At 41.2% G+C, this 22,932-nt stretch carries 21 protein-coding genes; 14 read left to right on the top strand and 7 right to left on the bottom strand.

Going from position 1 to position 22,932, the window contains the following annotated elements; translation table 11 throughout:
* Positions 1–6: 6 nt before the first annotated feature.
* The 4 genes from F824_RS0115670 (at position 7) to F824_RS0115655 (ending at position 1,777) form a co-directional block, all read left to right on the top strand.
* Complete coding sequence (locus F824_RS0115670; RefSeq protein WP_019598868.1) at positions 7–258, top strand: DUF3253 domain-containing protein; 252 nt, start codon at positions 7–9, stop codon at positions 256–258.
* 42 nt (positions 259–300) lie between these two features.
* On the top strand, positions 301–957 hold the full coding sequence (gene msrA / locus F824_RS0115665) for a peptide-methionine (S)-S-oxide reductase MsrA (RefSeq protein ID WP_019598867.1): 657 nt from the start codon (positions 301–303) through the stop codon (positions 955–957).
* A gap of 92 nt (positions 958–1,049) precedes the next feature.
* The gene (locus F824_RS0115660) at positions 1,050–1,556 is read left to right on the top strand and encodes a DUF4920 domain-containing protein (RefSeq protein ID WP_019598866.1); all 507 of its coding nucleotides are present in this window, start codon (positions 1,050–1,052) and stop codon (positions 1,554–1,556) included.
* A gap of 8 nt (positions 1,557–1,564) precedes the next feature.
* Positions 1,565–1,777 carry a hypothetical protein gene (locus tag F824_RS0115655; protein WP_019598865.1) on the top strand — a complete coding sequence of 71 codons (213 nt, stop codon included), beginning with the start codon at positions 1,565–1,567 and terminating at the stop codon, positions 1,775–1,777.
* 35 nt (positions 1,778–1,812) lie between these two features.
* Here F824_RS0115655 and F824_RS0115650 read toward each other — a convergent pair whose 3' ends face one another.
* Positions 1,813–2,700 carry an HAEPLYID family protein gene (locus F824_RS0115650; protein ID WP_019598864.1) on the bottom strand — a complete coding sequence of 296 codons (888 nt, stop codon included), beginning with the start codon at positions 2,698–2,700 and terminating at the stop codon, positions 1,813–1,815.
* 52 nt (positions 2,701–2,752) lie between these two features.
* Positions 2,753–3,070, bottom strand: a complete 318-nt coding sequence (locus tag F824_RS26900) for a hypothetical protein (RefSeq protein WP_139189862.1) — start codon at positions 3,068–3,070, stop codon at positions 2,753–2,755.
* Positions 3,071–3,241: 171 nt separating this feature from the next.
* Between F824_RS26900 and F824_RS0115640 the strand changes: the two genes are divergently transcribed.
* The 6 genes from F824_RS0115640 (at position 3,242) to F824_RS0115610 (ending at position 9,527) form a co-directional block, all read left to right on the top strand.
* The gene (locus F824_RS0115640; protein ID WP_022582298.1) at positions 3,242–3,634 is read left to right on the top strand and encodes a DUF983 domain-containing protein; all 393 of its coding nucleotides are present in this window, start codon (positions 3,242–3,244) and stop codon (positions 3,632–3,634) included.
* A 248-nt stretch (positions 3,635–3,882) separates the two neighbouring features.
* Positions 3,883–4,248: a DUF2237 family protein gene (locus F824_RS0115630; protein WP_019598860.1), complete on the top strand. Its 366-nt coding sequence runs from the start codon at positions 3,883–3,885 to the stop codon at positions 4,246–4,248.
* A 158-nt stretch (positions 4,249–4,406) separates the two neighbouring features.
* Positions 4,407–5,087, top strand: a complete 681-nt coding sequence (locus tag F824_RS0115625) for a TetR/AcrR family transcriptional regulator (protein WP_026333749.1) — start codon at positions 4,407–4,409, stop codon at positions 5,085–5,087.
* Positions 5,077–6,777 (top strand): peptidase domain-containing ABC transporter, encoded by a 1,701-nt coding sequence (locus F824_RS0115620; protein WP_022582300.1) that lies wholly within the window; start codon positions 5,077–5,079, stop codon positions 6,775–6,777. The genes F824_RS0115625 and F824_RS0115620 overlap by 11 nt, the downstream gene beginning before the upstream one ends.
* Before the next feature lie 12 nt (positions 6,778–6,789).
* A complete protein-coding gene (locus F824_RS0115615; RefSeq protein WP_026333748.1) occupies positions 6,790–8,145 on the top strand; it encodes an HlyD family secretion protein in 1,356 nt (451 codons plus the stop codon).
* On the top strand, positions 8,142–9,527 hold the full coding sequence (locus F824_RS0115610) for a TolC family protein (RefSeq protein ID WP_019598856.1): 1,386 nt from the start codon (positions 8,142–8,144) through the stop codon (positions 9,525–9,527). Before F824_RS0115615 ends, F824_RS0115610 begins: the two co-directional genes overlap by 4 nt.
* A gap of 527 nt (positions 9,528–10,054) precedes the next feature.
* On the opposite strand, the gene F824_RS0115605 is transcribed toward F824_RS0115610, so the two are convergent.
* A complete protein-coding gene (locus tag F824_RS0115605) occupies positions 10,055–11,524 on the bottom strand; it encodes a Gfo/Idh/MocA family protein (protein ID WP_019598855.1) in 1,470 nt (489 codons plus the stop codon).
* Between the two features lie 305 nt (positions 11,525–11,829).
* Between F824_RS0115605 and F824_RS0115600 the strand changes: the two genes are divergently transcribed.
* From F824_RS0115600 to F824_RS0115580, 3 genes are all read left to right on the top strand, one after another.
* Positions 11,830–13,449: a beta-N-acetylhexosaminidase gene (locus F824_RS0115600; protein ID WP_026333747.1), complete on the top strand. Its 1,620-nt coding sequence runs from the start codon at positions 11,830–11,832 to the stop codon at positions 13,447–13,449.
* 316 nt (positions 13,450–13,765) lie between these two features.
* Positions 13,766–15,112: an alanine/glycine:cation symporter family protein gene (locus F824_RS0115585; RefSeq protein ID WP_019598851.1), complete on the top strand. Its 1,347-nt coding sequence runs from the start codon at positions 13,766–13,768 to the stop codon at positions 15,110–15,112.
* A 1-nt stretch (position 15,113) separates the two neighbouring features.
* Positions 15,114–16,211 carry a glycerate kinase gene (locus F824_RS0115580; RefSeq protein WP_022582218.1) on the top strand — a complete coding sequence of 366 codons (1,098 nt, stop codon included), beginning with the start codon at positions 15,114–15,116 and terminating at the stop codon, positions 16,209–16,211.
* A gap of 294 nt (positions 16,212–16,505) precedes the next feature.
* On the opposite strand, the gene F824_RS0115575 is transcribed toward F824_RS0115580, so the two are convergent.
* The 4 genes from F824_RS0115575 to F824_RS0115555 all read right to left on the bottom strand — a co-directional run bounded on the left by F824_RS0115575 (position 16,506) and on the right by F824_RS0115555 (position 20,597).
* On the bottom strand, positions 16,506–17,636 hold the full coding sequence (locus F824_RS0115575) for a hypothetical protein (protein WP_201769064.1): 1,131 nt from the start codon (positions 17,634–17,636) through the stop codon (positions 16,506–16,508).
* 796 nt (positions 17,637–18,432) lie between these two features.
* Positions 18,433–19,011 (bottom strand): YciE/YciF ferroxidase family protein, encoded by a 579-nt coding sequence (locus F824_RS0115565; RefSeq protein WP_019598848.1) that lies wholly within the window; start codon positions 19,009–19,011, stop codon positions 18,433–18,435.
* A 477-nt stretch (positions 19,012–19,488) separates the two neighbouring features.
* On the bottom strand, positions 19,489–20,046 hold the full coding sequence (locus tag F824_RS0115560) for a sugar O-acetyltransferase (RefSeq protein ID WP_019598847.1): 558 nt from the start codon (positions 20,044–20,046) through the stop codon (positions 19,489–19,491).
* Complete coding sequence (locus tag F824_RS0115555; protein ID WP_019598846.1) at positions 20,043–20,597, bottom strand: DinB family protein; 555 nt, start codon at positions 20,595–20,597, stop codon at positions 20,043–20,045. The genes F824_RS0115560 and F824_RS0115555 overlap by 4 nt, the downstream gene beginning before the upstream one ends.
* Before the next feature lie 368 nt (positions 20,598–20,965).
* Between F824_RS0115555 and F824_RS0115545 the strand changes: the two genes are divergently transcribed.
* Positions 20,966–22,717, top strand: a complete 1,752-nt coding sequence (locus F824_RS0115545; RefSeq protein ID WP_026333746.1) for an ABC transporter ATP-binding protein — start codon at positions 20,966–20,968, stop codon at positions 22,715–22,717.
* Positions 22,718–22,932 lie beyond the last annotated feature (215 nt).

Here is a 22,932-nt window from a genome sequence, read left to right as displayed (position 1 = left end):
TCAATCGTGGTAAAAAAGGATTCAATATCTATTTTAGAAACGGCGATCTTGGAAATGGGAAGATTAAAAGGTGAGAAGTCTTTTAGCCCGAGTGAAGTTATCCAATGGATTTTCCCGCAGTCTTGGGAACATTTTATTCCCGAGGTAATGGATGAAATGATGCGGCTTCTTGAAGAGGGAAGGGTTTCCCTTTCTCAGGAGGAAGGAAGCGTCCCCAAGTATTTTTTGCCACAAACCCTTTTTAGAATAAAGACCTAGCCATAAACCTATCGGTACTTTTTAGTGTTATCCCAAAAAAACATGAAATTCCTTTTAATCCTGTTGAGTTTCTCATTTACAAGTTTGCTGGCCAACGGCCAGTCCCAAAATCAATACAACGAAAAAAATATGCTAGAAATACCCAAAACCAATGTTGAAATCCCGGAAGGATACGAAATAGCCACACTTGGATCAGGTTGTTTCTGGTGCATTGAAGCCATTTATCAAGAACTTAACGGTGTAGACAAGGTAAAATCAGGATACAGTGGGGGACACATTGCCAGTCCAACATACAGACAAGTGACCAACGGTACCACAGGACATGCCGAGGTTATTCAATTTCTATTTGATCCGAAGATCCTCACATTTTCAGAGATTCTGGAAATATTCTGGTCCACCCATGATCCGACAACGCTCAATAGGCAAGGTGCGGATGTAGGTCCACAATACAGATCGGCAGTGTTTTATCATTCAGATTCCCAAAAACAAGAAGCGGAGTTTTTCAAAAAGAAATTGGATGACGCTGGGGCTTTCAACAGACCAATTGTCACGGAAATTACACCTTTTAGCAATTTCTATGTTGCTGAAGATTATCATCAAAACTATTTCAAAGACAATGGCATGCAGCCTTATTGCCAAATAGTGGTCCGACCCAAAGTGGAGAAATTCAAGAAGGTGTTTGCTGAAAAATTGAAATAAGATTTGCTGGAATGGAAAGGTGTTGAAAACTGTTTCTTGACGATATACTATTTTCTATTTACTTTTAGGAAATATTTTAAACGCTACCATACATGAAAAAATCAGCTGTTTTTGTAATTGCCACCTTACTTTGGTCTTGTAATCCCGCACCGAGTGAAAAAGAGGAGGCTTCGGAGTTAACTGAAACGACAGAGGCTGTTGCCACTGGGAATTTCGGTGCCGAAGTTGAAGAATCCAATGTTTATACCATTGCCCAAATGTATGAAACCTTGGAAACAAAAGGAGATTTTGAAGGGAAAGTGATAGGAGAGATCAAAGAGGTTTGTGCCCATAAAGGATGCTGGATGACGGTGGAATTGCCAGATGGGCAGTTGATGCGGGTGACCTTTAAGGATTATGGTTTCTTTGTTCCAAAAAACGCGATGGGTTATCCCGTAATTATGGATGGTGTCGCCACCAGATCCATCACAGATGTGGCTTCACAAAAGCATTATGCTGAGGATGCAGGAAAATCCAAAGAAGAAATTGATGCAATCACCTCCGACAAGGAAGAATATAAATTTGAGGCAGTAGGAGTGATTATAAAAGAAAACGCATAAAAATAAATATGGCAATAGCATTGGACAACTTACGCGTGGGCAGGACTTACGAATTTACCAATCTTGGGGAAAATCGAAGGTTTCAGATCTTGGCGAGGATCTCCAGTGAGGATTTTAGAGTCAAAGACCTTGATACAACTGAGGTTTACACCATTGAAGAATTGCTTCGGTGGGGCAGGGGAAAGGATTATGATTTGGACGAATGGAATCCAGAAGAATAAAAAGCCTTTGGGGATTCCCCCAAAGGCTTTTTTGATCAATGCATTGCCTTGAATCCGGGTTCATAGATGATCCTAAGAAAAGAACTGATGCCATTGTTTTGACGGCTAAGCGGGATGCCTGTAACGATCCCCACCATGATGCTTTCTGACAAGCCAATCCGCATCTGTGGTCTCAATACGGTTTCCATTTTTCCCTGGTAGATTTCCTTGTTGACTTCCAGTCCTATAAAATTCCTGGTTCCGGTGATCATGTAGTGAAAATTCGTATTGATGTCATAGCTGACATGGCTTTTTTGATTGAATTCTTTCTCAATCCTTGGCCCAGTATAGATTAGGGTGTGGTAATTGCTCCCCCATCTTTTTGCGGCAATGAAAATCGGGTTATAAATATTCCCCTTGAAGAGTTGGCGAAAACTGAGATTGTTGAGGTCTACAAACTCAAATTCGTGAATATAGCCCAATGCAAGTGAGGTCTTTGCTTTTTCAGAAACCAAAAAGGTCCATTGAGTCGCCAATTTAATGGATTCGAGCCTATTGGAGGGTTTTTCTAGGTTTTGTGACAATTCTCCTCTTGAGGAAAAGACAGTCAAAGGAACTTCAATCTCAAAACCAAGGCGATCGATTGGAGCCCATTCGTATTCCACCAAGGCTTCATATTCATCAAAACCATTTTTATCGGTCATTCCGAAGCCAAAATTCCATTCTTTTTCTCCTTTTCGGGCGCCCAGATCACGAATCAAATCGATGTATAAGGGTTCTGCATGGAGGATTTTGGCCTTTTCTTTGGATTGTGGCGCTTCTATCTCGTCAAGGAAAAGGCTATCTAAAATTCTCTTTTGGATTTTAAGGCTGTCAGACAGATTTTGGCCAATTGAAGGTAAGGCATACAGGCAAAGCCCGAGCATTGCAAGGATTTTTTTCATCTAAATAAATGGAAATTTTTGTTTGAATTAAGTTAGAACATTAAAAAGAACCCTAGCTTTTGGGTGGTGGGGAGTCAATTTCCTGTGACAGGCTCTCGGAAAAATCAGTGTAAAAAGTATTGTGTTTATGCCAGAGATTAATCTTTACAGATTCAAGTTTCCAGAAATTGTGGGGAAGATTCATCTTCAGATCGAGCAATGACCTTTTTCCTCCCGGTACTTCAGTGTCGGGAACAGTGTCGTCATCCATTTCCAAAAAATACTCCAAGACCAGTTCTGTAAGTGTATCCAAAGGGTCTTGGGACTGAATGAAAATCGACTGGGATTCAGCTGATTGATAAAAACTTGCAGATAGATTCAGAAAGTTCATCAGCAGGATGAAATTTATCCACCGCGTTAGCTTATGTATCCTCAATCTTTTGAACATGCTTCAAAGTTAAGAAAACCATTTCAACCCCGAATCAAAATCTTCCATTAATGTGTTACATAACCAAGAGTCTTTCTTTTGGATTGTTTATCTTTAGGTCACAATATTTTAGTTATGAAAAAAGTTAGTTTAGGAGCAGCAATGGTCCTTGCAAAATGCCCAAGATGCAGGGAGGGGCAAATCTTCCCTACCTCGATCATTAGTTATAGAAAGCTTTCAGACGTGCACAACCATTGCCCCACGTGTAATGCTGTACTTACCCCAGAGCCTGATTTTTACTATGGTGCCATGTACATCAGCTATGCATTCTCCGTAGCCCTAGTCGTCAATGTCCTTATTGTGCTCAACTATCTGTTTGATGATCCGGATGTTTGGGTATATGTGACGACCGTCCTGATTGGAAATCTGTTGTTGGTGCCTATTATGTTGCGTTATTCAAAAGTTCTCTATCTTAATTTGGTGGGGAAACTGAAATATGACCCAGATTGGAAGAAACTCAAGGCTTGAATGGATTGGGATTTAATCCTTTTGTTAAATTCGTATGTGTATTTCCGCTACTTTGTCCATAAACCAATGGACCAGTTGAAAACCCAAAAAACACAGGGGGTTTGATTTCTTCGGTCTTTTTCACAAAGGCCCCGATGTCTATCGGTGATATCACGCCCATTTCTCAGAAGTGAAAATGACTTATGCAGCAGTGGATATGCATAAATCCTTCTTACTTCTCCTAATAATCAAACAAAACAAATAAAAAAATGGCGAATAATGTCTTTGGGGAGTTGCTCATGGTTTGCAGTACTTCTCCACTTACAGGATACTATAGAAACGGATGTTGTGAGACGGGAAAGGATGATGTGGGAACGCATACAGTATGTGCTGTGATGACGCAGGAGTTTTTGGATTTCAGCAAGAAAATGGGAAATGACCTTATTACCCCGATTCCCGCAGCTGCATTTCCAGGTTTGAAACCCGGAGACCGTTGGTGCCTTTGCGCCAGCAGGTGGATGCAAGCCCATCATCAAGGGGTTGCACCCAATATTTATCTAGAAGCAACACATGAAAAAACATTGGACTTTATTTCTTTGGAAGAGTTGGTCAAATATGCCATGGTGGTCAAATAGAATCTGTAAAAACAGGATTTAATGAAGCCTGTTTGCTTCAAAGACCGAGTCGCTACATTCTTCGTCTATTTAATTTGTTTGTAATACAAACTTTTTAAAAGTAAAGTAAACTTTTTTCAGAAGATGTCGGTTTAAGCATTTGATTTAAATTTATGCCAATGGAATCTCTCTTCAAGAAAATCAGGGTTGACGTCAACAAAAATATCTATTTGAAAGATCCTTTCAGTTCTGATTTGGGAAAAGTGATTGTTGCCAAGGGAATTGAAATGATCTCAGAACTGGGACTTGAACAATTTACTTTCAAAAAACTGGCAGGTAAGGTCGATTGCACAGAATCTGCCATCTATCGTTATTTTGAAAATAAACACAAGCTATTGCTATTTCTTATGGTTTGGTACTGGGGATATTTGGAACACAATCTCATCATATCTACTGCGAATTTGCCTGATCCAAAAAAAAGACTGAAGATTGCAATAGAAATATTAGTGAACGGGCCAATATATAAAGTCAATGATTACATAGATCCGGTTTCCTTAAAGCATCTGCTGACAAATGAAGCAACGAAGGCATTTATGACCAAGGAAATTGATCAGGAATATCAAAATGGGTTTTTCCATTATTATCATAAAATTGGAAATAGGATAGCGTCATTTATCACGGAGATCAACCCGGATTATGAATTTCCAAAGGCATTGGTGTCCACAGTAATGGGTTCCGGTCTAATGCAATCCTACTATTCCGAACATCTACCGGGATTGACAGAAATCAAGAACGGAGATGAAAAACGAATGGAGTTTTTCCAAAACATGGTTTTTAAAACAATTGAAAATGAATATTGAAATCGCCCTCACCCCAATCAAAAGATTTTGGAAATTTCTTCAAGAGGAAAAAAAAGAAGTGTATTCGATTTATTTCTATGCGCTTCTCAATGGTCTTGTATCCCTCAGTCTTCCGCTTGGTATCCAAGCGATCTTTAATTTTATCTTGGGAGGAAGGGTAAGCACTTCTTGGCTTTTGCTTGTTTTTGTAGTTGCCGCCGGGATTAGTTTTGGAGGATATCTACAAATCAATCAATTGTACCTCACAGAAAAAATGCAGCAAAGAATATTCACCAAGACAGGTTTTGGCTTTGCTTTCCGCTTGCCGATGTTGAAATTAGATGAATTGCATGATAAACACACCCCCGAACTCGTCAACCGTTTCTTTGACGTGATGAATCTTCAAAAAGGCATGGCAAAGATCCTGACCGATTTTACCACAGCAACCATTCAGGTGTTTTTTGGCTTGTTACTCTTGGCCTTTTACCACCAGTTTTTCATCATTTTTGGGCTTATTCTGATCATAATTTTGTTTCTGATTTTTTATTATACAAGCCCAAAGGGAATGGAAACCTCTCTGAATGAATCAAAAGCAAAATATGGGGTTGCCTATTGGTTGGAGGAAATCGGCAGAACCATGGCCACTTTTAAGTTGGCGGGAAATTCAAATCTACCTTTTATCAAGGTGGATAAATTACTCAAATCATATGTGGAATACAGGAATCAGCATTTTGGGGTGTTGGTGTTCCAATACAAAATCCTGATCGTGTTCAAAGTACTGATTGTCTCCTCCCTTTTGGTAGCAGGAAGTTTGTTGTTGATCAACAATGAGATCAGTATTGGCCAATTTGTAGCCGCTGAGATCATCATTATTCTGGTGGTGAATTCGGTAGAAAAAATAATTTTGTCCTTGGAAACCGTTTATGATACCCTAACTGCTTTTGAGAAAATAGGTCAAATCATGGATTTGCCGATGGAAATGCAAGCTGGAACCGAAAAATCTCTCAGTCCCGAAGAAACAGGGTTGAAATTTGACATTCAAAACCTGAGGTTTAGGGCAAGGAGTTCTGAAGAAGAAATTTTGAACGATGTATCTCTTTCCCTCCAACCTGGAGAAAAGGTGGTGCTTACTGGAGAAAGTGGAAGTGGAAAAAGTACCTTGATGAATTTAATGGCTGGCCTTTATTCGGAGTATAGAGGGAAAATTATTGTCAATGGTTTGCCGATCGACACCATGGATTTAGGAAAGTTCAGGAGCTTTGTGGGTGACAGTCTTACCCATGAATCCATTTTCAGTGGTACCATTCGGGAAAACATTGTGCTTGGCCGGGATATAGAAGAGAATTTTCTAAGGGAGATTGTAGACCTAGTGGGCTTGAACACATTTGTATATGAACTTCCAGCCGATTTGAATACTGAACTAATGCCGGAAGGAAAAGGGCTAAGCAAGGCCGTTGTGAGTAGTCTTATCATGGCAAGATGTCTGGTTGGTAAACCTAAGGTTTTGTTTTTAGAGGCTTTGTTTTCAGATTTTTCACCAGTAGTCAAAGAACGGGTAAAGCAATATATCTCTGCTGGATTATGGACAGTGATGATGATCTCTGATGACAATGAGATTATAAAACTTTTTCCAAGGGTTATCGAATTGGGAAAAGGAAAAGTCGTTTTCGACGGAAGTAGTCAAGATTATTTACGATTAAAAAACTCCTAAAATTCTAAAGGTATGTTAAACATTTCGAAGAATAAGATCGGGAGAAAATTGTCATTTGAAGGTTACGAGAGTTATCGAATGACCTTGCCCGAAGATGAAAGGAAAAACCGGATCAGGGTATTGTTGTGGTTGCTGGCTGCGGCGGTATTGTTTGTGTTTTTGCCTTGGACTCAAAATGTCAGAAGCTATGGATATGTCACAGCCTTGAGACCCGATCAGCGGCCCCAGACGGTGAATTCCATCATCGCGGGAAGGATTGAAGAATGGTATGTGGCTGAAGGGGATTATGTGCAGAAAGGAGATACCATTCTGCAGGTTTCTGAAATCAAGGACAATTTCTTTGATCCACTTTTATTGGAAAGGACCCAACTTCAGGTAGATGCCAAAAACATGGCCGCAAAATCCTATGGAGGGAGGGTAGTGGCCCAAAAGAATCAATTTGAGGCTCTTAGGGCCAATAATATTCTCAGGAAAGAGCAGGCGGAAAACAAACTCAAAATGTCAGAGTTGAAGGTGAAATCTGATAGCATTCGGTTTGAACAGTCCAAAGTGAATTTCCAGGTTGGGGTCGAGCAACTCCAGCGGGCAGAAAACCTTTATAGGGAAGGTTTGACTTCGCTTACGGATTTTGAAACAAGGAAATTGAGATTTCAGGAAGTTCAATCCGGTTTGATTTCAGCAGAAAATACGCTCTTGAGCAGTAAGAATGAATTTATTTCTGCCAAAATTGAGTTGCAGGCGATCGACAATGATTTTAGGGATAAAATGGCTAAAACCGAGGCCGATATGTATTCGGCAATGTCGTCTCAATACGATGCCGAGGCTACAGCATCACAGTTGGAAAACCAGTTCTCAAACTATGAGGTTAGAAGTAGCTACAGATATATACTTGCACCTCAAACCGGATATGTCACCAAAGCCATACGGGTAGGAATCGGAGAAACCATCAGTGAAGGTGCCGAAATTATCAGTATCCTACCAGCCGATGCTAAACTGGCTGTTGAAATGTACGTTGCTCCCGTAGATTTGCCTTTGGTAAAAGAAGGGAATAGGGTTCGGTTTATTTTTGACGGCTGGCCAGCGATTGTATTTTCGGGTTGGCCACAGCTTTCGAACGGGACTTTTGGAGGCGTTGTGGTAGCCATAGATAGATTTACGAGTACTTCAGATGGATATCGCGTTTTGGTGGTAGAAGATCCAGAAGAGCATCCATGGCCTGATGCACTTAAAATCGGCTCCGGTGCCGATGGCATTGCCTTATTAAACGATGTGCCGATTTGGTATGAAATCTGGCGGCAATTGAACGGTTTTCCAGCTGATTATTATACCAGAAGGGAACAGCAGGCCATTAAAGACAGCAAGAAATGAGAAAAATTTCATTGACTGTTTTGTGCTTAATCTTCTCTTTTGGGGCCATTGGGCAGGAGTTGCTTACCTATGAATATTTCCTCGAGTTGGTGAAGGATTTTCATCCTGTTTCCAAGCAAGCAGAAACTACCTTGCGTTTTGGGGAGCAGGAAATGAGAATTGCGAGAGGGGGGTTTGATCCTCTTTTGTATGGTAATTATGACCAAAAAGAGTTCAGCGAAACTGAATATTATCGTAAAAAGGAAGCAGGTCTTCTTGTTCCCACCGTTGGCGGGGTCGAACTGAAAGGTGTTTTTGAACAAAACACTGGTACTTACCTCAATGCCGAGAGAACTGTTCCCGGGAATGGTTTGCTTGCCGCTGGAGCCTCAGTAAATTTGGGTCAAGGACTATTTATAGACAAAAGAAGGGCTGCATTGCGCCAAGCAGAGGTTTATATCGATGCTACGCAAGCTGAGAGACAGCAGATCCTCAATGATCTTTACTTGGAGGCCACACAAGTTTATTGGTATTGGGCCGCTAGTTTTCAGAACCAAAATCTGTTGGAAGAAAGTGTTGTGTTGGCAGAAATTCGTTTTGAGGCAGTGAAGGAAAGTTTTTTTGAAGGAAGTTTGGCGGCCATTGATACGATAGAAGCCTACACACAAGTCCTTAACAGAGCTTTTAGACTTCAATCCGCCGAAATTGCGTATTTCAATGCCACCCAGGAACTGAACACGTTTTTGTGGGATCCGGAAAATGTCCCCTTGGATATTGCGGAAAATTCAGTTCCACAAAATGTTCTGGAGTTCATCGAATTGGATTTTGACAAGGAAGAGATGAGGGCGCTGATCAACAATCACCCTCTGCTGAGATTGGCGGATTTTGAATTGAATACTTTGGAGATCGAGAGGAGATGGAAAGCGGAACAATTAAAGCCGGTGATGAAAGTCAATTATAATTTCCTTTCTGAAGCGGTTGGACCTCTGAATGCCTCTCCCTTCTTTGAAAACAATTACAAATGGGGTTTCACTTTCCAAACCTCCCTGTTTTTAAGAAAAGAACGAGGAGGATTGGGATTGGTCAAGGCAAAACTTGATTTTAAACAGTCGGATAGGGAATTGAAATCGATTCAGCTCAGGACAAAGTTGGAAAGTGAAATCAACAAATTTGAAACCTTGCAGCGACAGCTTGGCGTTTTTAACGCCAATATTCTGGGTTTGACCAGACTTCTAGAAGGCGAGCAAACCCGTTTTCAAATGGGGGAAAGCTCACTTTTCCTGATCAATGCAAGGGAGGTGACACTTTTGGATTCCAGATTGATCCTGAATGATTTGGAGGCCAATAGAAAAATAGCCTATTCCAAAATGCTGAATGCTGCTGGTTTGGGTTTTGACTTTTAAGTCCGAATTCTAAGACAGCGGAAAAGTAACGTAAAGCATCAAACTTAAGGTAAGTTAGATGGAAATAGGCGTTGCATTTGCAGATAGGGCTTGAAACTGCACGAAAATCAGACTTTTATAAAATAAGGTCAATTGCCGATATGATGCAGTCAAAATCGGCAAACAACCGACAGATTATTAAGTAGTTTAACCCGCAATATGCAATAGGTTTCCAAATGGGATTGAAACGGAAAGAAAATCAGCCTATTGGAAGAATAATTCCTAACACCAATAGGGTGTAATCAAAAATAGTCAGCACCCAATTGATTGTCAGTCAATTACAATATTGAGTTGAATCCGCTTTGCATAAAACGGGTTAAAAGCTGAAATAAAATTGATGAGGTATAGGAAGGGTTAAAAGAAGAAATACCCCCAGATACTTTCTGGGGGTATTTCTTCTTTATCTCCAAAATCCTAAAACAGGATTTGGTGTACATGCTCCATTGTGATTGGCAAGAAATTTCTCCTACCAATTGGGGATTATTCTTTTAGATGCCCAAAGTCCAGCCTTCACGGTATTCCCGTTTGACAAATTGGTTGGCAGCATCGAAATTGGTCACTTTCATATTGGCACCATCCCAAAGCAATTTGATCCCCCGACCGGGATAGTCAAATTGGTTTTCGTTCCCGCCAGCTCTTGGTTCACGGTAGTCGTAGCTTCGGATGGCCAAATTACCCATCAATACGGATTCAGTCAATGGACCTGCAACTGAGAAAGGGGAACTCAATTGGTGGAATTCCTTGCTGCCGTGACCTGCAATACAAGCTTCTACGAAATTGTTGTAATGCCCCCTGTCTCCATTCGGTACACGGTAGAGGGTTTGTGGTACAGAAACTTCAGCGGTTCTGGAAGTGGGGAGCAATCTTGGATTTACGCCATAGGTACCACACATCATTTTCCCTTTGGTTCCTTCAATGATGACACCATTTCCACCATCGCCCATGATTTCATTTGCTTCTAATTCAATCGGACGGGTAGGTTGAATTCCTCCATCCATCCAATGGAATTCCAGTTCTTCTTTTCCTTCCCTTTTGAATCGCAAAGTGATATGGGAAGAAGGAGGGCAGCTTTCCGGGAAATACCCACGTTTGAATTCCCCGACATAAACGGATCCAACACTGCATTCTGCGGAATCGGGATACCCGAGTCCCAAAACCCTGAATGGAGGTTCTATAATATGGCAGGCCATGTCGCCCAATGCTCCCGTTCCATAATCCCACCAGCCTCTCCAGTTGAAGGGCAGTAGATTTGGGACATAATCTTTGTAGGGTGCCGTTCCCAACCAAAGGTTCCAGTCCAGATCAGCCGGAGGTGTTGCGGCTTGTGTTGGCCAAGGCAGACCTTGTGGCCAAACAGGACGGTCGGTCCAGCAATGTACTTTTGTAGCTTCGCCGATAAGGCCGGCATTGTACCATTCCATCATTTGTCTTACTCCATCACCTGAGGAACCCTGATTCCCCATTTGAGTCACCACTTTGTATTTTTCAGCAGCCTGGGTCAACATTCGGGCTTCGTAGATGTCATGTGCGAGTGGCTTTTGGACATACACGTGCTTGCCCAATTGCATCGCGGCCATGGCTTGGACGGCATGGTTATGGTCGGGCGTGGAAACCGTCACCGCATCAATGTTTTTGTGCTCCTTGTCAAGCATAATCCTAAAATCCTTGTAGTACTTGGCTTTTGGATGTGCCTCTACACTGGCCTTTGCCCTGGTGTCATCCACGTCACAAAGGCCCACAATATCCACTTTGCCACTGTTGAAAACCCCACGGACATCGCCTTGGCCCATCCCTCCAACACCTATTCCGGCAATTCTCAATCGGTCACTGGGAGCAATGAATCCAGGTCCCCCAATTACATGTCTTGGTACAAAATAAAACCCAGCAAGAGCCGTCGCCGAGGTTTTTATAAAATCCCTTCTGGCATTTGGCTTCCCGGGTAAATCTTTCTTTTTCATTAGGTATATTTTTAGGTTTAATTGTATGGATTCATTCAGAAAATGCACTCTTTTTTCTATTCTTCAAATTAAATAGTTTTCTGGTTTTTTCAATTGTTCTTTAGGGAGAATGGATTTTTAATGGGATAAATGGGTGTCCAATATTTTCATGAAAGGATTTGAGTGTAATTTTTATTACGGATATGCAATTTTTGATTTTGTTTCTTCAATTCCTAAACTATTCTAAAAAGATTTGCCACATAGCAGAAAAATTTAATTAAGTTTACTTGATAATATTCCCTTTGTTTTCCCAAAATTTGAATTTTATGAAATCGTTTCCTTTTCTTTTTTTCGCCTTATTGGCGATATTGTTCACTTCTTGTTCCAAAGAAAAAACACCAAATATGACAGATTATGCCATTATTCCTCAGCCGATTTCGGTTGTTGGAACGGGAGATTCTTTTGAGTTGGTTGAAAATACCCAAATCCATCTGGTAGGAGACAGTGCACAATTGACACAGATCTCCGCATATCTTCAACAATTAATTCAAAACGCTACCTCATTTGACCTCCAAACGAATACAGAAACAGAACCGGGTGAAGGAGCGATTGTGTTGGCTTTGGATCCTTCGCTTTCCGTGGGAAACGAAGGATATCAATTGGACATCACGAAGCAAAGCATCAAATTGTCGGCAAGTTCAGAAGCAGGTTTGTTTTTTGGAATCCAAACCCTTAGACAATTATTTCCGGCCGAGTTGGAAATCAAGAGCCAAGTTTCAGGCGTGAAATGGAGAATCCCGACTGGAATCATCACGGATTCTCCCGAATATGCTTACCGAGGCGCCATGTTGGACGTTGCCCGACATTTTTTCTCCGTAGAAGATGTCAAACATTACATTGACCTCCTCGCATTCTATAAAATGAACATGTTGCATTTGCATCTTTCCGATGACCAAGGCTGGAGGATAGAAATCAAATCCTGGCCAAACTTGACGACAATAGGTGGCAGCACCCAAGTAGGGGGAGGAAAGGGTGGCTTTTATACCCAAGAACAATACAAAGACATTGTAGCGTACGCCCAGGAGAGGTTCATCACCATCATTCCGGAAATCGACATGCCAGGCCATACTAATTCAGCTTTGGCGTCTTACGGTGAATTGAACCCAGGGATCACGGTTCCTAAAGAACACAGCGTCAAAGTGGACCGAGCTGCCTTAGGAGTGGAAGGATTGGATCCATTGGCCAGTGAGCTTTACACAGGTATTGTGGTTGGATTCAGTACTTTGGCCACGGACAAGGAAATTACCTATCAATTCGTGGATGATGTGATCCGGGAATTGGCAGAAATGACCCCAGGTCCATACATCCACATCGGTGGAGATGAGTCCCACGTGACGGAAATGAAGGATTACATTCCATTTATCAATAGGGCTCAGGAAATTGTAGCCAAATACGGAAAAACTTCCATTGGATGGGATGAAATTGCACATGCGACCTTGCTTCCCGGAAGTGTTGCGCAGTATTGGGCAGTGGCGGAAAATGCCAAAATGGCGGTGGATCAGGGTGCGCAAGTCATCATGTCTCCTGCAACCAAGGCTTATCTTGACATGCAATATGATTCTACGACGGTTTTGGGACTTCATTGGGCTGCTTACATCGAGTTGGATAGCGCTTACAATTGGGAACCGACCGCAATGGTGGATGGAATAGGGAAGTCAAATATATTGGGGATTGAGGCGCCACTTTGGACCGAGACGATCACCAACCGATCAGAATTGGAGTACATGGTATTCCCGAGGATCACCGCCATTGCTGAGATTGCTTGGGTTCCGAAAGAGTCGAAAGATTGGGATTCCTACAAGAAAAGGCTCATCGATCATGGGAAAAGATGGGAATTGATGGGTATCAACTACTATAAATCTCCTTTGGTGGATTGGGGAAAATAAAAAGGAAGCTCCACCGCAACAAATACCATTTTTTAAGTCAAAAGCATTTTGTTGTTTCAGGCTTTATGAAAATTGGATTTTTGAATAAAAAAGTCAATTTGTTTGAGCATTAAAGCCTTGGGTCAAACCCAAGGCTTTTTTTTTGAGAAGGAAATTCTGGGATTTCAGAAAATTGAAAAAAATGATTCCCTAAATTTCCCGAAGCAAATTCGACCAAATCATGAATTTCATGAATCCTGACTGGTTGGGATTTTGTTTTTACCGAAAAATGCTGTTAATATGCTCTTTCTTTTAAAATACGAATTAGGCATACAGAATGGGAGAATACATCATTGGTTTTAGCAATTGGATTTGGGATACCCCAATGTTGGGGTTGTTGATGGGAGGCGGTTTGATTTTATTTGTTTATTCTGGATTTGTTCCTTTCCGACGTTTTGGCCATGCGCTAAAGGTGGTGCGTGGCAAATACGATGAGAATCTTCCTGGACAGATTTCTTCCCGACAGGCTTTGTCAGCAGCCATTGCAGCTACAGTTGGACTGGGAAATATCAGTGGAGTTGCCATTGCGATCAATATGGGTGGTCCCGGGGCCATTTTTTGGATGTGGATGTCCGCATTTGTGGGTATGGCCACCAAATATTTCACTTGTAGCCTTGCGATCATGTACAGGGGAAAAGACAGTTCTGGAGAAATCCAAGGAGGTCCCATGTATGTGATTGAGGAGGGAATGGGTAAAAAATGGAAACCCCTTGCAGTTCTTTTTTCAGTAGCGGGAATTCTCGGCCTTCTGGCCATTTTCCAAGCAAACCAATTGACGGCTGTGCTCAGATCCGTCATTTTCCAACCCAATGGATGGGATCAGGGTGAAAGCACCAAGTGGATATTGGGAATCAGCATGATGCTGATCGTCGCAGTGGTGATCTTGGGTGGTATCAAAAGGATAGCCGCAGTAGCTTCCCGCTTGGTTCCTTTTATGGTGGGTTTGTATTTTATTACGGTTGTTATTATTGTTTTTCAATACCTAGGAGAAGTACCGGCAACGCTTTGGCTGATTGTTGAAGATGCTTTTACCGGTAATGCCGTCATGGGAGGAGCTGTTGGAGCAGTGATCGTAATCGGCGCCAGAAGAGCTGCTTTCTCAAATGAGGCAGGAATCGGAACAGCACCGATGGTTCACGGGGCTTCCAAAAACAATGAGCCCATCCGTGAAGGTCTGATCGCTATGTTGGGTCCATTTATCGATACGATCGTGGTTTGTACCTTGACGGCTTTGGTGATTTTATTGACTGGTGTTTGGGAAACCACCGAGAACGATGGCGTTCGATTGACACTTTCCGCTTTTGAAATGGCGCTGCCTGGATTTGGGAAATACTTGTTGATGTTGGCTGTTTTGGTATTTGCACTTTCGACCATGTTCACTTATTCCTATTATGGGCACAAGTGTTTCAATTATCTCTTTGGGGCAGACAAAGCGGATTACTATAATTATTTTTATCTTTTGACCATTGTGGCTGGGGCTGTGGTTTCCCTGGAAGTTGTCGTGAGTTTTGTAGATGGGATGTATGCGATTATGGCTATTCCAACTATGATTTCCACGATTTATTTGGCGCCAAAAGTGAAGGCTGCCAGTAAGGATTATTTTGAAAGATTCAAAAACGAATAAGATGAAGGTGCTCATTGCTCCCAATGCATTCAAAGGGACCGTGGAAGCGGATGAGGCATCCGTCATTATTGGACTGGCTTTGAAAGAAGTGAGACCGGATTTTGAAAGCATTTTGAGTCCCATTGCCGACGGTGGCGATGGGACTTGTTTTTTATTGGGAAAGGCAATGGGATTGCCCCAAACATTTCAAATGGCTCTGGATGCTTTGGGTCGACCTATCCTTGGGTTTTATTATTTGGATGTAAAACACCAAACGGCATACCTCGATGTCTCCACAGTCTCTGGTATAAAAAACTTGAAACCTTACGAATTAAATCCATGGACTACAGGTACCTATGGAACGGGGGAGTTGATTCGGTCAGCCATTGATGGCGGGGCAAAGCATATCGTTTTGGGTCTGGGTGGCAGCGCGACGATGGATATGGGCCTGGGGATTTTAAGGGCTTTGGGTTTTATTTTTCTGGATAAAAAAGGTCGAGAAATCTCAATGTTTTCTGAAGGTATCATGGGAAAAATTGCCCATATCCAGAATCCCATCCCAAAGCCAGATATCAAATTCACCTGTCTTTGTGATGTCAACAATTATTTTTGGGGTTCCCAGGGCGCCATTCCCGTTTTTGGCCCGCAAAAGGGATTGAAGGAAACCGAAATTATTCCTTATGAAAATGCCTGCAAACATTTTTCCAGTCACTTGGAGAAAAAATCCAAAAAGACCATCCTTGACCAAGAGGGCTTTGGCGCTGCTGGGGGAATTGCCTTTGGCTTGTCTGCTTTCTTTCCCATGGACCTAAAAATGGGAGCCAATTGGTTTTTTGAAAAAACAGGTATGGAGGGCAAAATCAAGAATGCTGATTTGATCATTACAGGGGAGGGACGATATGACAGCCAATCTGCAGGAGGAAAGGGTAGTTATGAATTGCTTCAAATGGCCAAAAAATTCGGGAAACACACTGTATTGATTACCTCCGGGAATGGGGGAGATGGCAGTGGTTTCGATCAGGTCATACACCTTCCAGAACTCAATTTCAACGAACCGACCTTTGTTTCCGAAGCAAAAAACTATTTATATGATGCTGTGCTTAATGCATTTAAGTTGTAAGTATTAAAGTCATTAAATAGGGGTTTAAACTCCTGTTAACCATTGCCAATTTCATTCCTGTTTGATATCTCCTAATAATCAGTCTTTGCCTATTGCTTTTGACTTTACCCTATCGGTCGGACGCCTTCTTCTCCAAAAAGTCTATTTTTGTTTGCAGTTTCAACCCCCTTAAATGAACGGAACGTGTGTTTCGGGATATATAAACTTTATACATTTCATTTCTGTATTGTTGATATTTCCGAAGGGCATTCTTGAAAAGAAAACAAGTTTTCAAATGAAGAGCCCAAAACCAAATCAGATGATTTTGTAATCCATCACTCTTTCTATTTGCTGTTTGAGTTCTCCTATATTGATGCTGTTGATGATCCCATTGTCTCTTGCGTTTTTCTTGTCATGAAGACTTTTCACGATTCCCTCATACACTTGATTTGGAGAAAGGTCTCCACCATTTGCTTTTTTAGATTTGATGATGCCGTTCGCTTTTGCGAGGTCAACGGCTTCGATGATCCTGAACTGATAGTTGTTGGCAATCTCAAAGAAATTGTCATAATACAACAAGTATTTTTTGGAGATTTCGACTAAGCCATTCACATTGTTGTTGTAATACTTCACATCGAATTCCTTCTGGAGAAGCGCTGAATAATTGGTTTCTCCTCGGTTGTTTTGGAATTTTCTTTCTAAATCTCTCAGGTATTTTTCACTCCAGTCCCTATTGAAGCTGCCTAAAATTCTATTGAAATAACTGTCAATGGTTTCTCCATCGTACCTGTCGGACACAGTGAAATTCAATTTGGGAGCATCTTTTTTCAATTTGGCCAGTAGATCCAACTGAAGGTTTTCCAATAAAACTCTTCTGTCACTATTGGAAGTTTGATTCAGGACATTGGCTTTGTCCAATGTAGTGTAATAGGAAATGTATCGGTTGAGTTCTCCTTCGAAAGTCTTTAATTTCCCGAGATCACTTTTTTTATCCGTTAGGGATGAACTGTAGGCGATGTTGAGGATTGAACTGGATGCTGATACAGCATTGGAAACAAAAGGAATGCTTGCGATGATAGGACTGCTGATGATACTTTTTGAAATATCAATAAACCGATCCATTTGGGTTTTGGTGGGAAACAGCACGATTTTGTTGGCAGATTCAATGATGATGTCCTGAAAAGAAAAGCCAAGTGGTCCCTCCTGGATGCTGCTAAGCGATTTGATAAATCCCTGATAATCTTCATCGGTAAGCCTGGATTTCAAATCTATGATGTCATCGCTGAGCACTTTATAAAGTTGTGTGGAATGGTTTATATTGGATTTTATGGTTTCCCATTTTGTTTCATCAGAAACTTTTTTGTCCGTGATCAGGTCATTTAGGGTTCTGTTGGTAAGATCCAAGCTGTTGAGCAATGCCTCGTTGTCATTCCTCAAAGACTCCATCTCTTTGTTTATGAGGACGATTTTGCTGGAGTCGGTTTCGCTTTGAGCAAAACTTTCCCATGCTGAGCATATAATGAGGAGTGAAAATAAAACGGATTTCATTTGCGGTAGAAATGGTGAATGGGTGTCAATGTATTCTCTTAAGGCACAATAAATGGATTCAATAAGCCATATCCATATATCACTATCCGTTTAGGAATAATTACATGTTGCAAGTACGGAAAACCTGCTTCATTTGTTTTCAGAAATCAGAGTGAATTTTTCGGGAAAATCAAGATTGTTTCAAAAGTTTAATCTGTGATGTTTTCTTCGGTTGAAAAAAGAAGGTTTTCCCCCAAAGATTCATGCTCTTTTCCGAAATGCGATCTATTTCCCAAATGGATCTTATGAAATAATCAACCTAACAGGTAATTCTCCTGAATGCTGAAAATTTGAAATTGATTTTATTTTAACCAGGAAGCTTAAGGCATATTTAGGGTAATTGCGGAATCATTTTTCGCCAACAAGGTGGAAATGGCCTTGTTCCGAGTTGCTTCGTTTTAAAGTTTTATAAATTATTAAATAAAAGTAACTTATGTTTATTTATGTATAAATTACTTGATGTCATACTCTCCAAATGCAGGGCATTCTCAAGGATGTTAGAAAACTATTGGCAGGAAACATATTAGAAGTCATATTCAATTATTAAGGGTTTAAATTAATCAGGATATCCCCTTGTTTTCCAATTAAGGGGTAGAAATAAAAGAAAGTGCAACAATGAAAATTGCTGCACTTTCTGAAAATGAAGGCCAATGGTTTATGCTTTCTCTGTTGCCGCTTGTTTGTTTACTGCTGAAACAGCCACTTCGGTGAGCAATGAATCCGAGGCTTTTTCTTCCTCTAATGTATCTTCCAATAAGGTAACAGCCTCGGTCAACTTAAGCGTTTCTGCAAATTGACGCAGTGTTCCGTAACTCGCAATTTCGTAGTGTTCAATTTTTTGAGCAGCCGAAATGATCCCAGCATCGCACATGGCTCCTTTTTCGCACTCTTCCATAATTCCTTCCGCCTCATCTATCAGGCCTTCCATGGCATCACATTTCACTGCACTGGCTTTTTTGCCAAAGGTTTCAAAAACCTTTTCCACTCTTGTCACATGCTCTTTGGTTTCTTCAAGGTGTGTGGTCAGTGCTTTCACCAATTTTTCGGATGTCGCCTTTTTGATCATCTTGGGGATGGCCTTGGTTAGCGCTTTTTCAGCCCAATATATATCCTTCAACTCGTCCTCAAATAATTCCATGAGTTGTGAGGATTGCAACTCTTTTTTGCCTGAAACACTCGTTGTGTAACTGGCAGCAGAATGACTGCTTCCTGTATTTGATTTTGATGTTTTCATTTTTGATGTGGTTTAGTTGTTAATCATTCGTTTTTGATTCCATTGCCTCTTGGATTTCAAATTATAAAAGGTCATCGGATTTCCTGGTTGATTTTTGAATCAGTTGTCTTCGTAAAATCCTTGATGGTTCGAAAATGTTGAACCCGTTTTATGCATTACCAATTCTAACCCGGTCTGAAATTACCTAATGATCAGTTGGTTGTTGACTGTTTTTGACTCCACCATTTTGGAAAACACATTGTTCTCCAAATAGTCTGATTTTCTTTCAGTTTCAATCCCATTGGGAAACCTATTGCATGTTTAAAGTTAAATAACAACATTATAACGAAATAAAATGAAAAAAATATTTATATTTTGAGAAATTATTTACTTAATTTATGATTTAAAAATATTCGTTATTCAAAAAAATCTTTAGAATTTGAAAAAAAAAGAGCATGCTGAAAGCAAACCTCTCAACAATCATTACCTAAAATCCAATCAATTCAAGGTACGAATCACTTTACAGGGATTTCCGGCCGCCAATACATCATTCGGAATGTCTTTCGTCACCACCGATCCGGCTCCGATGATAGATCGGTCTCCAATCGTTACTCCCGGGCAGATGATACTTCCTCCTCCAATCCAAACATCTGAACCTATCTCTACAGGTTTTGCAAACTCCAACAAGGACCCTCGAACTTTAAATTCTACTGGATGGGTTCCTGTATAGATTTGAACATTTGGTCCCACCAAAACCCGATCTCCCAATGTGACGGGCATCACATCCAAAATAACACAATTAAAATTGAAAAAAACATCTTCTCCAGCCCTGATATTGTAACCATAATCACAAAAAAATGGAGGTTCAATCCAAAAATTCTTCCCTGTCCTTCTCAACAATTCCTTCAATAGCGCTGCACGTTCTACATTTGCATCCGGTTGAGAATCATTGAATGCCTTGATCAATTTTCTAGCCTTCAGCCGCTCCTCACTGAGCTCGGGATCAGCTGCGAGATAGAGCTCTTCGGCAAGCATTTTTTGTTTTTCTGATTTCATATTTGGTCTTGGATTTTGGTCAGTACTCGTTTTGCTTGCTCAAGATGTCTTTTTTCATGGGCAACGATGATTTCAAAGGCTTTTTCCAATGTGTAGACAATCAGCTTATTGGCAGGTGAATGGATGATGGCTTTACTGTCAATAAAGGGGGCCATTTGCGTTATCCAGTCGATCAATTCTGCTTGGTGGCTTTTGAATTGATCAAGGATGTTTCCAGAAGAAGTTGCCAAATTTGGTTCCCAAAGTGGAAATGTCTTGATCTTTTTTTTGCCTCCATCGGAAACTGATTTGTAAATCATATCCCCAAACATTTTGGTGAAAAAGCCAAATTTCCCAATGAATGCGCCTCTAAATGTCCCGTTTTTCAATTTTTTAAAAATAGGGAAATAACTGCTGTTGACTTTGATCAGATGATCTAGATTTTCCGAGATACTCCACTCATTTGGATTGGCTTTGAGGAGAAGGATTTCGGATGAAAGTATTCCAAAATCCTTTGTTACAGCTTCGGTAACTGCATTCAGTTCATTGATCCAACGGTTTTTTTTATCCATTATTTTATTCCTGTGTTTTGGCCAAGTTACTACAATAATGATTTTTTAGGAAGTTTTTCTTCCAAGATAAAGTGGGATTTGATATTAGCTCTCCCTGAGTTTTGGTTAATCTCAAGGAGCAGCGCCATTTTGGGATCGGATTTCCCAAAAAACCACAGATATTTAATTCTGAATGTGACAAGTGACCACCATTTTTTTCGTACAATCATGTTTTGTGCAAGTCCCACCGAATATTGGTTTCGGAAAAGAACCTTTATGTTTTTAAAGGCCCTTTGTTCTTGGTTTCCAAAAAGATATTTGAAATTAGAACTTATCCGTCACCAATGGGTGTTGTCGTAAAACTTTTGAATAAAAACCACCAACACAACATGGCCAAGAAGAATACGGCAGAAAAGAGAGTCACGATGGCCTCCGTTTTTAAAACCATCATTTGGCCAAGGAGAAAACAATTGTTTCTTGGCTTGTTCCTGATCATTATCAGTAGACTTTCGGGATTGATTCTTCCTGGGGCGAGTAAGTACCTTATTGATGACGTAATCCCCAGCAATGACCTGGAAATGCTTAAATGGCTGATCTTAGCTGTTGTGGCCGCCATTGTGATTCAATCCACAACTTCCTATGCATTGACCCAGATTCTAAGTGTAGAAGCCCAAAACTTGATATCGAAGCTTAGGGCGCAGGTTCAAAGCCACATTATCAAGCTTCCCATCAGATTTTTTGACAACACCAAAACAGGGGAATTGGTATCCAGAATCATGACAGATGTGGAAGGCGTCCGAAACTTGGTCGGTACGGGATTCGCCCAAATGATTGGTGGAGTGCTTACAGCCGCGGTTTCCCTTGGTTTGTTGATCGCCATCAGTCCACTCATGACGCTATATGTGCTGTTGCCTGTGATCGTATTTGGTTTTATTTCGCTGAAAGCTTTCAGTAAAATCCGCCCAATCTTTCGGGAAAGGGGGAAAATCAACGCTGAAGTTACCGGTCGATTGACAGAAACACTCGGAGGAATCAGGGTGATCAAGGGATTCAACGCAGAAGCCCAGGAAATAAAAACATTTGAAGAAGGTGTGGAACGTTTGTTTTTAAATGTGAAAGCCAGCTTGACTTCTACCAGTTTCGTCACCTCTGCCGCGACTTTATTGCTGGGTCTAGCCTCTGCCGGGATCATGGGAATGGGGGGATACATGATTATGGACAATCAAATGACCTTTGGGGATTTCCTTGCTTTTACGCTTTATCTGGGATTTATGATTGCGCCAATCGTTCAGATGAGCAATATCGGAAGTCAGTTGACTGAAGCTTTTGCAGGATTGGATAGGACAGAAGAGATCATGAATACTCCATTGGAAGATGCTGGTGGAAAAAGAACCCTTCGTTTGCCGAATATAAAAGGTGATATCCGCTTTGACAATGTATCCTTCGCCTATGAGGAAGGAAAAGAAGTGGTGAAAGGAATCAGTTTTGAGGCACCTGCTGGATCCGTGACTGCTCTGGTCGGAACCTCAGGATCCGGAAAGACAACAATTGCTGGATTGGCAGCTTCATTTTTGAACTCTGATTCAGGATTGATCACGGTAGATGGGCACGATCTCCAGCAAATCTCACTCGAAAGTTTCCGCTCCCAGTTGGGGGTGGTATTACAGGATGATTTCTTGTTTGAAGGCACGATCAAGGAAAACATCCTTTTCCCCAGACCCAATGCCACTGCCGAGCAATTGGAACAGGCAGTTCACGCTGCACACGTGCAGGAATTCACGGACAGGTTTGAGGATGGATTGGACACGCTGATAGGAGAAAGGGGCGTGAAGCTCTCAGGTGGTCAGCGGCAAAGAATTGCGATTGCAAGAGCGGTTTTGGCAGACCCAAGAGTGCTGATTTTGGATGAAGCGACGTCTAATTTAGATACTGAAAGTGAATCACTTATACAATTGAGTTTGAAGAAATTGATGCAAGGGAGAACCACCTTTGTGATCGCACATAGACTCAGTACGATCAGGCAAGCAGATCAAATCTTGGTCATTGAGAGGGGAGAGATTGTCGAACAAGGAAAACATGAGGAGCTTATCCAAAAACAAGGGCGCTATTATCAACTCTATACCTACCAAGCCAGGATTTAACCCGAAACATGCAATAGGTTTCCAAATGGGATTGAAACTGAAAGGAAATCAGCCTATTGGAAGAATAATTCCTGACACCAATAAGGTGAAATCAAGAATAGTCAACATACAGTTGGTTGTCAGTCAATTACAATATTGGATTGAGTCTGTAAAGCAAAAAACGAGTTTAATCCATGCCGCAATGATTGATAAGGAAACGAATTTCCATAAACCAT

It is taken from the genome of Rhodonellum psychrophilum GCM71 = DSM 17998, from assembly GCF_000381545.1.
Classification (GTDB): Bacteria; Bacteroidota; Bacteroidia; order Cytophagales; family Cyclobacteriaceae; genus Rhodonellum; species Rhodonellum psychrophilum.
This window is presented reverse-complemented; position numbering and strand designations above follow the sequence as displayed.

Excerpts from the sequence above, each read along its gene's own strand:
- F824_RS0115610 (WP_019598856.1), top strand. The coding sequence starts at position 8,142 with ATGAGAAAAATTTCATTGACTGTTTTGTGCTTAATCTTCTCTTTTGGG.
- F824_RS0115655 (WP_019598865.1), top strand. The coding sequence starts at position 1,565 with ATGGCAATAGCATTGGACAACTTACGCGTGGGCAGGACTTACGAATTT.
- F824_RS0115625 (WP_026333749.1), top strand. The coding sequence starts at position 4,407 with ATGGAATCTCTCTTCAAGAAAATCAGGGTTGACGTCAACAAAAATATC.
- F824_RS0115605 (WP_019598855.1), bottom strand. The coding sequence starts at position 11,524 with ATGAAAAAGAAAGATTTACCCGGGAAGCCAAATGCCAGAAGGGATTTT.
- F824_RS0115600 (WP_026333747.1), top strand. The coding sequence starts at position 11,830 with ATGAAATCGTTTCCTTTTCTTTTTTTCGCCTTATTGGCGATATTGTTC.
- F824_RS0115585 (WP_019598851.1), top strand. The coding sequence starts at position 13,766 with ATGGGAGAATACATCATTGGTTTTAGCAATTGGATTTGGGATACCCCA.
- F824_RS26900 (WP_139189862.1), bottom strand. The coding sequence starts at position 3,070 with ATGAACTTTCTGAATCTATCTGCAAGTTTTTATCAATCAGCTGAATCC.
- F824_RS0115545 (WP_026333746.1), top strand. The coding sequence starts at position 20,966 with ATGGCCAAGAAGAATACGGCAGAAAAGAGAGTCACGATGGCCTCCGTT.
- F824_RS0115620 (WP_022582300.1), top strand. The coding sequence starts at position 5,077 with ATGAATATTGAAATCGCCCTCACCCCAATCAAAAGATTTTGGAAATTT.
- F824_RS0115580 (WP_022582218.1), top strand. The coding sequence starts at position 15,114 with ATGAAGGTGCTCATTGCTCCCAATGCATTCAAAGGGACCGTGGAAGCG.
- F824_RS0115565 (WP_019598848.1), bottom strand. The coding sequence starts at position 19,011 with ATGAAAACATCAAAATCAAATACAGGAAGCAGTCATTCTGCTGCCAGT.
- F824_RS0115640 (WP_022582298.1), top strand. The coding sequence starts at position 3,242 with ATGAAAAAAGTTAGTTTAGGAGCAGCAATGGTCCTTGCAAAATGCCCA.
- msrA (WP_019598867.1), top strand. The coding sequence starts at position 301 with ATGAAATTCCTTTTAATCCTGTTGAGTTTCTCATTTACAAGTTTGCTG.
- F824_RS0115650 (WP_019598864.1), bottom strand. The coding sequence starts at position 2,700 with ATGAAAAAAATCCTTGCAATGCTCGGGCTTTGCCTGTATGCCTTACCT.
- F824_RS0115555 (WP_019598846.1), bottom strand. The coding sequence starts at position 20,597 with ATGGATAAAAAAAACCGTTGGATCAATGAACTGAATGCAGTTACCGAA.
- F824_RS0115660 (WP_019598866.1), top strand. The coding sequence starts at position 1,050 with ATGAAAAAATCAGCTGTTTTTGTAATTGCCACCTTACTTTGGTCTTGT.
- F824_RS0115615 (WP_026333748.1), top strand. The coding sequence starts at position 6,790 with ATGTTAAACATTTCGAAGAATAAGATCGGGAGAAAATTGTCATTTGAA.
- F824_RS0115560 (WP_019598847.1), bottom strand. The coding sequence starts at position 20,046 with ATGAAATCAGAAAAACAAAAAATGCTTGCCGAAGAGCTCTATCTCGCA.
- F824_RS0115575 (WP_201769064.1), bottom strand. The coding sequence starts at position 17,636 with ATGGAGTCTTTGAGGAATGACAACGAGGCATTGCTCAACAGCTTGGAT.
- F824_RS0115630 (WP_019598860.1), top strand. The coding sequence starts at position 3,883 with ATGGCGAATAATGTCTTTGGGGAGTTGCTCATGGTTTGCAGTACTTCT.